This is a genomic window from Neptunicella plasticusilytica, from assembly GCF_047922965.1.
Lineage (GTDB): Bacteria > Pseudomonadota > Gammaproteobacteria > Enterobacterales > Alteromonadaceae > Neptunicella > Neptunicella plasticusilytica.
Genome location: NZ_CP150481.1, coordinates 497883 through 510676, shown reverse-complemented (window position 1 = coordinate 510676; position 12794 = coordinate 497883). Strand labels below are relative to the sequence as shown.

At 47.7% G+C, this 12794-nt stretch carries 9 protein-coding genes; all 9 read right to left on the bottom strand.

Going from position 1 to position 12794, the window contains the following annotated elements; translation table 11 throughout:
• Positions 1–12: 12 nt before the first annotated feature.
• Positions 13–1461, bottom strand: coding sequence for a metalloprotease TldD (gene tldD / locus V1467_RS02450; protein ID WP_416307216.1), 1449 nt, complete (start codon positions 1459–1461; stop codon positions 13–15).
• Positions 1461–2291, bottom strand: a complete 831-nt coding sequence (locus tag V1467_RS02445) for a carbon-nitrogen hydrolase family protein (protein WP_416307215.1) — start codon at positions 2289–2291, stop codon at positions 1461–1463. Before V1467_RS02445 ends, tldD begins: the two co-directional genes overlap by 1 nt.
• Positions 2291–6139, bottom strand: a complete 3849-nt coding sequence (locus V1467_RS02440) for a YhdP family protein (RefSeq protein ID WP_416307214.1) — start codon at positions 6137–6139, stop codon at positions 2291–2293. The genes V1467_RS02445 and V1467_RS02440 overlap by 1 nt, the downstream gene beginning before the upstream one ends.
• A complete protein-coding gene (gene rng / locus V1467_RS02435; protein ID WP_416307213.1) occupies positions 6136–7602 on the bottom strand; it encodes a ribonuclease G in 1467 nt (488 codons plus the stop codon). The genes V1467_RS02440 and rng overlap by 4 nt, the downstream gene beginning before the upstream one ends.
• On the bottom strand, positions 7592–8173 hold the full coding sequence (locus V1467_RS02430) for a Maf family protein (RefSeq protein WP_416307212.1): 582 nt from the start codon (positions 8171–8173) through the stop codon (positions 7592–7594). Before V1467_RS02430 ends, rng begins: the two co-directional genes overlap by 11 nt.
• Positions 8170–8652: a rod shape-determining protein MreD gene (gene mreD / locus V1467_RS02425; protein ID WP_416307211.1), complete on the bottom strand. Its 483-nt coding sequence runs from the start codon at positions 8650–8652 to the stop codon at positions 8170–8172. Before mreD ends, V1467_RS02430 begins: the two co-directional genes overlap by 4 nt.
• On the bottom strand, positions 8642–9508 hold the full coding sequence (gene mreC, locus V1467_RS02420) for a rod shape-determining protein MreC (RefSeq protein ID WP_416307210.1): 867 nt from the start codon (positions 9506–9508) through the stop codon (positions 8642–8644). The genes mreD and mreC overlap by 11 nt, the downstream gene beginning before the upstream one ends.
• Before the next feature lie 88 nt (positions 9509–9596).
• Entirely contained in the window at positions 9597–10640 is a 1044-nt protein-coding gene (locus V1467_RS02415) for a rod shape-determining protein (protein WP_416307209.1), read from the bottom strand.
• 198 nt (positions 10641–10838) lie between these two features.
• Positions 10839–12722, bottom strand: coding sequence for an SUMF1/EgtB/PvdO family nonheme iron enzyme (locus tag V1467_RS02410; protein ID WP_416307208.1), 1884 nt, complete (start codon positions 12720–12722; stop codon positions 10839–10841).
• Positions 12723–12794: the final 72 nt, after the last annotated feature.

Here is a 12794-nt window from a genome sequence, read left to right as displayed (position 1 = left end):
AAAGGCGGGTTCTCAAGCCGTGCCGCCCACCGTTAATTCGTCAATTTTCAAACTGGGTTGTCCGACCCCGACTGGTACACTCTGACCATCTTTGCCGCAGACACCCACACCTTTATCCAGTGCCAGATCGTTACCTATCATAGAAATCTTTTGCATTGCCTGCGGACCGTTACCAATCAGGGTAGCGCCTTTCACCGGTGTGGTAATTTTACCGTTCTCGATTAAGTACGCTTCCGAAGTGGAGAAGACAAATTTGCCCGAGGTAATATCGACCTGACCACCACCAAAATTCGGCGCATAAATACCTTTTTTGATCGTGGCGATAATTTCTTCCCGTTCATATTCACCGCCTAGCATATAAGTATTGGTCATTCGTGGCATGGGCAAATGGGCATAAGACTCACGGCGTCCATTTCCGGTTAGCGGAACCGACATTAACCGTGCATTGAGTTTGTCCTGCATATAGTTTTTCAGGATCCCGTCTTCAATCAACACATTGTATTGGCTGGGAGTACCTTCGTCATCGACGGTTAGCGAACCGCGCCGGTCAGCCAAGGTACCATCATCCACCACTGTACAACCTTTGGCTGCCACCTGTTGACCTATGCGGCCACTGAAATTGGATGCTCCCTTGCGATTAAAGTCACCTTCCAATCCATGCCCTACGGCTTCATGCAGCAGCACGCCAGGCCAACCGTTACCCAACACCACCGGCATCAAACCGGCAGGCGCATCGACGGCTTCAAGATTGATTCGTGCCATATGCAGCGCTTCATCAGCTAATTGCTGGTAACGGGGAATTCCTGTATCCAATTCATAAAAATAGGCATAGCCGTAACGACCTCCCATACCTGAGCTGCCTCGTTCACGACGGCCATTGCGCTCAATGAGAATGGAACAATTCAAGCGTACCAATGGACGTATATCGGTGGCAAAAGTCCCGTCACTGGCTGCTACCAGAATTTCTTCGTAGACTCCGCTTAAACTGACAATGACTTGCGAAATACCCGGTTCCTGTTCGCGGATATAGCGATCAACTGACTGCAATAAACCTATCTTGTCCTGCTCGGTTAATCCCAGCAGAGGATTATCGCTGGCATATAAGGACTTTATTGCGCCAGACTGCCGAAAGGCTTGTACTGAATGATTACCGCCGCTAGCGGCAATGCTTCGCGCCGCTTTGGCGGCATCAGTTAATGCCAGCGGTGATATCTGGTCTGAATAGGCAAAACCGGTTTTTTCGCCGCTGACCGCGCGCACTCCCACACCCCGTTCTATATTAAAGCTGCCATCTTTAACAATTCCGTCTTCCAGCACCCAGCTTTCATGTTGGCCGGATTGAAAGTACAGATCGGCAAAATCTGTATCATGCTGATAAATAAGCCCCAATGCCCGTTCAAGGTCGCTTCGTTGCAATTCGGCATGGGTTAATAAATTCGTTTCTACCGGATTCAACGGCATTACTCCTTACTGATAGAGGGTTGGGTATGCTTGAAATGAAAGGGATTTAACGGCATTTTTTGCCGGATACTTTTCACATAGTCTAAATCAATCGTACTGAGGATCAGCCCTTCTTCGGTGGTTTTCTCAGCTAACATTTCTCCCCAGGGAGAAAGAATTTGTGAATGACCATAAGTTTGTCTGCCATTGGCATGAGTTCCGGTTTGGTTGGCCGCTACCAGATAACTTTGCAATTCAATGCTGCGAGCCTTTAGCAACGCATGCCAGTGCGCCTCGCCTGTGACATAAGTAAAGGCACTGGGCAACACCACTACATCAACCTTACCCATTGCCTGGAATAACGCCGGAAAACGCAAGTCAAAACAGACGGCAACCCCTACCCGGCCAAAAGGCGAGTCAAACACTACAACGTTTTGCCCAGCGCGGGTATATTTGGACTCGTGATAACTGCGCGTATTGTCATTCACTTCAACATCAAACAAATGGATTTTCTGATATTCACTGATAACCTGCCCCTGATCATCAAAGATCAGTGTCGATGCGCTATATCTTTGCTCATCCTCGACTTTTATCGGCACAGTACCGGCGACAATCCATACAGCATATTTTTTAGCCAACGCAGCTATATTCTGCTGTATAACACCTGTTTGACGCTGTTCTGCCACGCGCAGCAAATCCTTATCCGAACCACCAAAACAGGCAAAACATTCCGGTAACACCAGTAATAGAGGCTCGCTAAGCGACAGTTGGCTCAGGTATTTATCTACTGTGGCAAGGTTTTGGTTAACATCCACCACCGAGTTCATTTGTAAAGCCGCGACAATCGCCATTATCCTACTCCCTCGTAGCCAGGAACTGATTCAGGTATCGATTCAGGGACAGGTTTTGGCAGTATTAACTCGGGATCTTCGCTTTTATCCGGCAAGGTATTTTGCGCCGGGATCATGATCTCGCGACTGTCCCGCCCCAATTCTTTTAGCTGCGGATCATCCAGTGTTCCGGTGAGCGAGAAATCGATACTGGACACCACTTTTGCCGACGAAATCATCTCATCCAGAGCCAAGGCGGCAATTGCAGTGGCGGGGTTTACCATCCAGGCGACAATAACCGGCAAACTGGAAGTAACCTTGGGGGTAAAAGCAATACGATAATTTAATTGCTTGGTGGGTAAGTCGGTATACCCCTTGAGCTGCATTTCACCGGCCGCGCCATCGATATTGGTATCGTCAGTATTCACTCTGCCATTGTTGACCTGGAATGAACCTGTCATCTTGTCATAGAAAAAGCCTTTGGTGAAAACATCCCTGAAATCCAGGCGTAATTTCCTGACTAACGAATCGAGGCTAAGAATAGAAAATATTCTGGCCCCTTTATCGCTGACTTCAGTCAGATAACCATCACCCAGTCGCCAGTTAACCTTACCGTTTAAACTGGCGTAATTAAATTGCTGGGGCGCGCCCTGCCAACTCAAATCAAACTTGATGTTTGCATCGGAATCGCGGATACCTGAATTGAGCTCGTAATCCTTAAGCAAATCACCGAAGTCGTCACTATCAAAGGTCCCCAGTAACGCGGTGTTTTCGACTCCCTGCTGGTTATACCATTTACCGCTCGCTTGCAGGCGTGAATCATCTTTATACAGATTCAGATGATCGATTTGCACCCCATTGGACACCCGTGAAAGCTTCAAATCCACCTTGCCCAAATCATATTGCTGATAGCGACACCGCTGGCATAAAAAACGTAATGGAGGAAACTGGCTAACATTCAGTTGCCCTATATTATCCTGCTCATCGGTATGCCATTGTGGCAGATTGATATAATCCGCATTGATATCAATGCCTTTGCCCAACCAGTCATGATTGGCGCTAATATCCATTTTCAGCTCATGAGCCAACACTTCAACTAACCAGTTTTCATCCTGTAATTTGACTGTTGCGGCAACTTTGTGAAACTGCTGTCCTAACGCTATCAATTCTCCGGTATTAACGAAGATCCGTTCCGGTCGCCCTAATACCGGTTCACCATCAAATACCGGTGAATGGTTAATCAGATTCTGTAAGGTTGTGTACCAATGATCGAAATCGATAGTGGGTAAATCGGCAGAAATACTAAAGCCCGCCCCCATGGTAAGAGCGGGCTCTTGACCAATAGATAAGTGAGCGCGCGAGAAGCGCTTTTCCTGATGAGGCAAAATACCATCGAAATGGACTTGCTCGCCCAGTTTGGCCTGCACCCTTGAAGCTAGCTGGTCACCATTGACCTGCAAACTCAAGCGCAGCTTTTGTTGCCCGGTTTTACCAAAAGGTGCCGGTAGAGCGGATTCAATATCAGCTAACTGCGAGGTTAAAGTAAAATCATATTCAAAGCCCTGCTCGGGGATAGTTAATCCCAGCACGGCCTGCCAATCAGTCACACCTTCTACATACTTGGCAAGACCCGGATAATACTGCTCCAAAACCTTACCACTGTCCCAACGACCGGACAGATTGACATCGGTCACAAAACCCGTCTCTTGGTCCTGTCCATTCAGATCAAGCTGTATGTCCTGCCCGGCTAAACTGGCACGTAAGCCCTTGGTCTGAATATGATCATTTTCAAAACCAATCTGGCCATTCAGTTGATCAAAAGCAAAATCAAGGCTGTTGAAGTAAACCGGCGTATTGACCAAATCAACCGTACCTGAGGCCACCACAGGTTCGTCATTGAACGGAATATGCAGATGTACATGCGTATCCAACGGGCCGGAAAGCTGAATTTCCTGTAACGCCTCCCCAACACTCTCGGCCAACCCACCTTTGAGCATCATGGCGCTAACGGTTTCTGCAGTTGCCTGAGTGGCAATATCGATGCTGAGCAGGCCATCACTCTCCAGCACCGGAATATTGGCGGCCAGCGATTGCATCGATACGTCCATCAAACGTCCTTGCTGGCTGGCCATCCACAGCCCTTCGTTTTCAAACAATAAATTCAGTTGCAGTTGCTGCAGATTGGGCCAATCCGAGTCAAAATCAAATTCAGCCTTATCGATATTCACGTTGGCCTGAAACACACCTTCGGCCTGCTGAAACGGGTAATCCCCAGTTGGGCCGTTCCAGATAATATCAGCGCCCGTCATCGTACCGCTGACCAATGCCTGATTAAGATAACTGTAAGTATTTTTTCCCATCAGGGATTCAGGAAATAGCTTTTTAACATCGGATATAGGCAGTGGCGAAACATGCGATCTGATCGCTAACCAGTTGTCTTCGCTGCGATAATACAGGGACAGATCCAGATTGAGTGCCGGACCGGTAAATTGAACTTGGGGTGCATAGAACTCAGCCCCCTGAGGTGAATTATCGATATACAGTTGCGCGGCTAATTGCTGATAAGGAAGAGCATGACCAAGTAGCTGCAATGAATCCAGTTGCCCTTCCTGTGCATTAATCGTCAACCATCCTTGTTGGTATTGCCAGTCAAATACAATCTCGACATTCTCCAGCCCCGGGATATTGCCCCATTGACGAGTTGCTACCTGTTGCAGTTTGACATCGGCTTTAACACCTTGCTCATCAACAAAGATAGACGCCTGTTTTATCACACCCTGTGGAGCCAACTGTTGCAAACTGTCTGCCGTGTCACGATCAGTCATGACCGAGACTATCGGTATCAGAGGCGCAATGGCTGTATCACTGATATTGAAGGTTAAATGACTATTTTCATCCAGATACGCCTTGGCGTTCAGCTCCACATCATTGTATTCGTTGGTAGAAAAATCCAGTTCATTCAGATTAATCAGCCAACCCTTGCTATGCGGACGAGCCGTAACATAACCGCGATGCAAATTGACAAAGGTTTGTTGTTGATCATCCCAACCGAACTGACTGTCACCAATCTGACTGAAAACGTCAACAATATTGGAGTGCTGAATATCCGCCCATAACTTGAAATTGACCCGATTCTGATTGAATGGCGTATCACCAGGTACAACCTGTTTGATCCAGGGAGACAGATCCAGCTCCTGACCGTCAGCATAGAAAGTGCCGCTCAAGTCACGACTGTAGCCGAATAAATCCAGTACAAAACTGGCCGAATTACTGGTCAGGTCCGCCACTTTCATCTGACCGACCCCCTGATGCCTGATCCCCTGGTTTATCCAGCCGAGGCGCTGAATGGTAATTTCCTGACTGTCTTGTTGATTGATAATCGTCAGGCTGCTGTCTACCACAGAAAAACGTTGTAACTGTTCCAGAAACAGATTACGCAGGGCGTTAACAATAGGGAAATCAGAATCATCCGATGAGGTTTGATTGGCATCAATGGTCATATTCAGACCAATCAGGTTAAAGCGTTTTGAAACCAGTTGCCGGGCGGTGATACTGGCCCAGAAATCCACGTCAATCTGGGTTTTGTCGATAGTCAGATGAATAGGTGACTGATCACCGTTAATCAACTGAATGTTATTAATTTCCAGCACCGGCCCAACGCCACGCCAACCGGCATCAATGTGGCCAATCTTGACCTCAGTACCGTATTGGCTTGAAATCCATTCGGCGATATTGTGCTTTTGGCCTTCCAGATAAGGTAAGGAATAACGTAGTAAACTGATAGACACAGCTAAAAAGACGATCAGCACGGCGCTGATCATCCACAATTTTTTTAATATGTATCCAATATAAAAGCCAGCTGGCTTCACATCATCACCACGTCATAATTTTCCTGGCTATACAATAACTCCGCATGTACTTTGATTTGTTTACTGACGAATACTTCCAGTTCGGCCAGCATATGTGACTCGTCGCCCATCAGCGCGTCGGCCACTGCCGGCGCTGCATAAACGACGAATTTATCGGCTGCATAAGCACGATTGACCCGGACAATCTCGCGCATAATCTCAAAACAGACAGTTTCGACGGTTTTGACAAAACCACGTCCCTTACATACTGGACAACCGCCACACAGTATATGTTCCAAACTTTCACGGGTTCTTTTGCGGGTGACCTCTACCAATCCCAGACTGGTAAAGCCGTGAATACTGGTTTTAGCCCGATCTTTTGCCAACGCCAGTTCAAGGCTATGTAGTACCCGACGTTTATGATCCTCATCGATCATATCGATAAAATCGACAATGATAATCCCGCCCAAATTACGCAAACGAAGCTGACGGGCAATAGCTTGGGTCGCTTCACTGTTGGTATTGAAGATGGTTTCTTCCAGATTACGATGCCCTACCGACGCGCCGGTATTAATATCGATCGTGGTCATGGCTTCGGTTTGGTCAATAATCAGATAACCGCCGGATTTGAGATCAACCCGCTTCTCCAGTGCTCGCTGGACTTCATTTTCGACATCGAACAGATCGAATATCGGTCGGTCGCCGCGATAATGTTCAAGCAGTTTGTTCAATTCCGGCACATAGTCTTTGGTGAATTTTTGTAATTCGGCCAGCGCCAGCTTTGAATCGACCCGGATCCTGTCCAGTTCAGCACCAACAAAATCACGCAAAATACGACTGGTCAGAGTTAAATCTTCATGCAGGACATTGGTTTTCTTTCTTTTTATCCGTTCCTGAATTTTTTTCCATAAACGCCGCAAAAATTCGGCATCCTGCTGCAGCTCGCTCTCGCCCACTCCTTCTGCCGCCGTGCGCAATATAAAACCGCCTTCGCCTTGACTGAATTTGTCGACGATAGTCTTGAGTCGAGCCCGCTCAGCTTCATCATCAATACGTTGCGATACCCCTACATGGGAAACACCGGGCATAAACACCAGATAACGGGCCGGAATGGTGATATCAGTCGTCAGTCGCGCACCTTTGGTGCCAATGGGATCTTTAATCACCTGCACCACAATTTGTTGACCATCCCGCACCAGTTCCTTGATATCCGGCTGCTGGATTTGGCTGCTATCTACTTCATCCGCCAATTCACTGCGAACGACAATATCGGCTGCATGTAAAAATGCCGCTTTATCCAGACCGATATCCACAAAAGCGGCCTGCATACCGGGCAATACCCGGCTCACTTTACCCAGATAAATATTGCCAACCAGGCCACGTTTGGTATGTCGCTCAACATGTATTTCCTGCAAAATACCGTTTTCAATCAACGCTACCCGCGATTCAGACGGGGTCACATTGATAATTAACTCAGCGCTCATGAAGTTTGATACCTGCCGCTTGCAATAATTCTGCTGTTTCAAATAAGGGTAGTCCGACAACCGCACTGTAACTACCCTGAATAAGCTGGACAAACTGTCCGCCCAGCCCCTGAATGGCGTAACTGCCAGCCTTGTCGAGCGGTTCGCCGCTCTCCCAGTACCAGTCCATTTCCGCCTGAGTTAGGCGTTTAAAAGTCACCCTGGTTTCTACCAATGCGGTTTTCAAACCATTTTTGCCATAAACTGCCACGGCACATAGTACTTTATGCTCTCTACCTGATAATAAACTTAACATGCGCAGAGAATCCTGCCTGTCTTGCGGTTTACCTAATATTGTCTGCTCGACCACAACGCTGGTATCAGCCGCTAATATCGGTTTATTGCTCTGTTGTGCCAATTCGGTCGCTTGGCCTTTTTGAGCTTTTTCGATCGCCATACGCAAGGTGTAATCATCAGGTTTTTCGTTGACCAATGGTTGCTCGTCTATTTCGGCCGCCACTCGCTCAAAATCGACATTCAATTGTCGCAACAATTCTGCCCGACGCGGAGACTGTGATGCCAGCAGGATCATTTTACACTAAGTTGCCGACGAGTCTTACGTAGCAACATAAACACCCATGGCCAAAAAAACATACTGGTTAACACCGGCCACAGATAATCAAACAGGAAATAGATGTCGGTCAGCAGATGTTGCAACCAGAACACTACCAGGTGATATAACGACGACATGACCCCCATAATCAGCGCCTGCTGCCATACCGAATAATTGCGTAAACGTTGATAATTGGCGGCCAGAATAAAAATCACCAGGCTCATGGCAAAACAATGAATACCCAAGGTGGTTCCCAGCAGGATATCCATAAACAACCCGTACAAAAAGGCAATGCCGACATTGACCCTTGTGGGCAAAGCCAGGGTCCAGTATGACAACACCAGTAAAACCCAGTCCGGTCTAAAGGTATCAACCAAAATCGGCAATGGCATAATCTGCAGCATCAACGCCACAAGAATGCTGATGGATATCGCGTAATCCCGAACTCTAAGACTCATCAGATTCAACCCTTTTTTGTACCGGTTCGCTGGGTGAATCATGCGGCCATAGTAATAACAGGTATTTGATGCGATCCAGTTCCGCTACCGGAGTTGCAACTATAGTGGCAAAGGGCTGACTTTCGTCATGTTCAATCTGGCTTACCTTGGCAACCGGATAACCTTCCGGGAAAACATGTCCCAGGCCCGAGGAAAAAAGTAAATCGCCGACCACGATGTCGGTACTATGCGGGACATGATTGAGGATAAGTGCATTCAGTTGACCTGAACCTGAGGCGATAGCACGCACATCATTGCGGGCAACCCGTACCGGAATCGCATGGGTAAAATCGGAAATCAGCAATACCCGGCTGTTAGTTGAGGCAACATGCAGTACCTGCCCGACTACACCATTATCATCCAATACCGGCTGGCCTTCGTAGACCCCGTCAATCGCGCCTTTATTAATAACAATTTGGTGACTGAACGGATCGTTGTCCACCGCCATTAACTCCGCCACCATCTTGCGCACATCTTTTCTGACCGGCGATCCTAATAGCGCTCTTAAACGTTCATTCTCATTTTCGAGCAAATTAAACCTTTGTAGGGCTTCGCTCATAATCATATGTTGGGATTTAAGGCGGCTGTTTTCTTCCAGCAATTTTTGCTGCGAGGTGACGCGTTGGGTGGTCCAGTTCAACAATTCACCGGGCACATTGGCAATATATTGCAAGGGACTGACCAAAGAGCTGAGATACATCCGCACCGAGCTAAAGCCATCCAGACGCAAGTCCACTGCCATCAGCACGACTGACATAAACAGTGCCAGATACAATCTGCTTTGTAAGGAAGGTCCACGAGCAAAAAGGGTATTCATCAGGGTGCTAAATCTTTATCTTCGCCACACCCGGAGGTGTTAAGCGTATTCCGGTTGTGATGGTGGCGGCTAAAGCCGCCACCTGAGATTATTCGTAGCTGAACAAATCACCGCCATGTAAATCAATCATTTCAAGTGCTTTACCGCCTCCTCTGGCGACACAAGTCAATGGGTCATCAGCCACTACCACAGGAATACCGGTTTCTTCCATCAGCAAACGGTCCAAATCTTTTAATAAGGCTCCACCACCGGTTAGTACCATACCGCGCTCGGAAATATCCGAAGCCAATTCCGGCGGTGATTGTTCCAGCGCCACCATAACGGCGGAAACAATACCGGTTAAAGGCTCCTGCAAGGCTTCCAGGATTTCATTGCTATTGAGGGTAAAACCTCTTGGTACGCCTTCGGCCAAGTTGCGACCGCGAACTTCAATTTCCATTACCTCTTCACCCGGATAGGCCGCACCAATTTCATGCTTAATCCGCTCAGCAGTGGCTTCACCAATTAACGAGCCAAAATTACGGCGAATATAGTTAATGATGGCTTCATCAAACTTGTCACCACCAATACGCACGGATGAGGAATACACCACACCATTAAGTGAAATAATTGCCACCTCAGTGGTACCACCACCGATGTCAACCACCATCGAACCTGTTGCTTCAGACACTGGCAAACCGGAGCCGATCGCCGCAGCCATCGGTTCATCGATCAAATACACTTCACGCGCACCGGCACCTAACGCCGATTCGCGAATAGCCCGGCGTTCAACCTGGGTAGAACCGCAAGGCACACAAACTAAAACTCGGGGGCTGGGACGCAAGAAATTATTGTCGTGCACCTGTTTGATAAAGTGCTGCAACATTTTCTCGGTCACATGGAAGTCGGCAATCACACCGTCTTTCATCGGACGGATAGCTTTGATATTACCGGGCGTTCTGCCCAGCATCTGCTTGGCTTCATGTCCTACCGCAGCGACACTTTTGGGCCCACCAGCCCTTTCCTGTCGAATGGCAACAACCGAAGGTTCATTCAATACAATTCCCTGATCTTTAACATAGATCAGCGTATTAGCCGTTCCCAAATCGATAGACAAGTCATTGGAAAACATACCGCGAAGCTTTTTGAACATGGAAAAAATCTGTCCTGTTAGTGATATTTCATTACAACGTCAACTGTACCAACGCCCCATAAGCAGGGCAATAGACAGGATAAACATAGACGGAAAAAGCGCATTTAAACAGCGGTTTGCCGTTTATATTACGCGCTTCTATGGTCTTTCTTAACTGCGAACCCCGGCTAAACCGGGATGCGATGTATCAGAGACGGGCTATTTTTGCTGTTCTCTAAGTACACGAAATCCAATGTAGTTGGAACGAAACGCCGGATCCATTTCCATACGTGTCGATACGCGCGCCAATCTTGGCGCAAAATTCCAGGCTCCACCACGCACAACAGCGCCATTCTGGGAGTTGTCACTGGTGGTCCATTCCCACACATTACCGGCGGTATCATATAGTCCGAAGCCATTGCGCTTAAACGACGCGACCGGCGCGCTGCTGACATTTGACCATTGACTGCCGCACCAGCCGCAATTGGCGTTATCTATACCTATGCTGTCACCCCACCAGAAATCGCTCTCCTTGCCTGCACGGGCTGCGTATTCCCATTCCACTTCTGTGGGTAAACGGTAACTGTTGCCACTTTTTTCGGTTAGCCAATCTACATAGGCCTGGGCATCTTTCATGCTCAGGCAAACCGCCGGGTGGGTATTGGATTGTGCAAAACCTGGCGCACGCCAGTTAAGCTGGGCGCGCCAAACCGGCTCACCACCTTCATAGTAAGCGCAGCCACGATCTTTCTCAGCATCGGTCACGTAGCTGGTCTGTTCGACAAACTTGTTAAAGTCGGCCACAGTTATTTCGGTTTCGCTGATACCGAAGGATTCAATAATTTCTTTGGTTGCAACCGGGCGTTCATTATCCAGCCCGACACCACTTAGGTCACCCATTCGAAAAGTACCGGCAGACACTACCACCAGATTAGGACCAGCGATATCTCCGGCCAGAATGTCCTGAATTTTTTCACCTTTATTGAAGGCGTATTGAGTGCGTTCCAAGTCGACTTTTAATGTTGTACTTTGGGTCATATCCAGGGTTTGTACATGTGACTGGTAACCACGCTTGACCACTTCAATATCATGTTTACCGGCTGGCAACATGATCTGCAACTTGGTAGAGCCGTAGCTCACCCCGTCGATAAACACTTCATCATCATAAACGTTAGAACGCAGGGTTAATTCGTACATAACCGATTCGTCGGTGCTAACGTTAAGCAACTGGCTGCTGTCCGGTTCTGCAATCTGGGCAACTTGTTCCTGACTTACACAGTAGCGGCGATCCAGCCCCAACAACGCACAACCTTCATTACGCTTAAGGGTGCCTTTAATTTCAACCGCCATGCTAACCGAGAAATCACCTAAACCACTAAAACTGTTGTTGGTCACTTCACTACGCACTATCTGTACGTATCCGTCCGAGTATGGACGGTGTTGTTTGGCTTCAACCGATTCGGTCAGACCTTCATACACTTCATCCAGGAAGCGCTTGGAAGCTTTCTGTTTAGCCAGATTTTTGCCGCGCTCCATACACTTGGCAATGGTTTCTTCGCGATCACAGGTCAGTTGATGACTAACCAGAATAGTATCCTGACGGCCAAACTCGCGATATAAGCGATCCACGCGAGCGGTATTGTATTGTTCTTTCAGCCCTTCCAGTTTGTTTAACAGGCTATGTTTAGCTAAGCGCACATGCTCAACTTTATTCAGTTGGGTCTGCCATTCGTTATACTTTTGCGTAATGGCGTCTTTATTATCTTTGTGGGCTTTAACGGCTGAGGAATAGGCTTTGCGGGCAGAATCAATATTGAGAGAAGGATCTTCAACCAGCTTTTCGTAGGCCAGATTCATTTCGTTTAACGCTCGCAATCTTTCCTGTTCCAGTTTTGCGCTGCTATTGCGCAACTTGGCCAACTCCTGTTCCAATGTGCGCGATGCGTTAATTTCAATATCCAAATTTTTATTGTAATTATCAAATTCAGACTGCTTTTGCTCAATCTGTTGCTCGATTTCTGCTACGGTCAAACTTGCAGAAACGGCAAACCCAGAACAGGTTAAGAGTGTTACGGCCACGGCCAAATGTACTAATCGATTCATTATTCCATTCCAACTTTTTGCGCTAAAGCAAACTACTTTATTGTTTTTATGGTTTGCTGCCCATGGACGCCG

Excerpts from the sequence above, each read along its gene's own strand:
- V1467_RS02430 (WP_416307212.1), bottom strand. The coding sequence starts at position 8,173 with ATGATCCTGCTGGCATCACAGTCTCCGCGTCGGGCAGAATTGTTGCGA.
- V1467_RS02415 (WP_416307209.1), bottom strand. The coding sequence starts at position 10,640 with ATGTTCAAAAAGCTTCGCGGTATGTTTTCCAATGACTTGTCTATCGAT.
- V1467_RS02410 (WP_416307208.1), bottom strand. The coding sequence starts at position 12,722 with ATGAATCGATTAGTACATTTGGCCGTGGCCGTAACACTCTTAACCTGT.
- mreC (WP_416307210.1), bottom strand. The coding sequence starts at position 9,508 with ATGAATACCCTTTTTGCTCGTGGACCTTCCTTACAAAGCAGATTGTAT.
- mreD (WP_416307211.1), bottom strand. The coding sequence starts at position 8,652 with ATGAGTCTTAGAGTTCGGGATTACGCGATATCCATCAGCATTCTTGTG.
- V1467_RS02445 (WP_416307215.1), bottom strand. The coding sequence starts at position 2,291 with ATGGCGATTGTCGCGGCTTTACAAATGAACTCGGTGGTGGATGTTAAC.
- rng (WP_416307213.1), bottom strand. The coding sequence starts at position 7,602 with ATGAGCGCTGAGTTAATTATCAATGTGACCCCGTCTGAATCGCGGGTA.
- tldD (WP_416307216.1), bottom strand. The coding sequence starts at position 1,461 with ATGCCGTTGAATCCGGTAGAAACGAATTTATTAACCCATGCCGAATTG.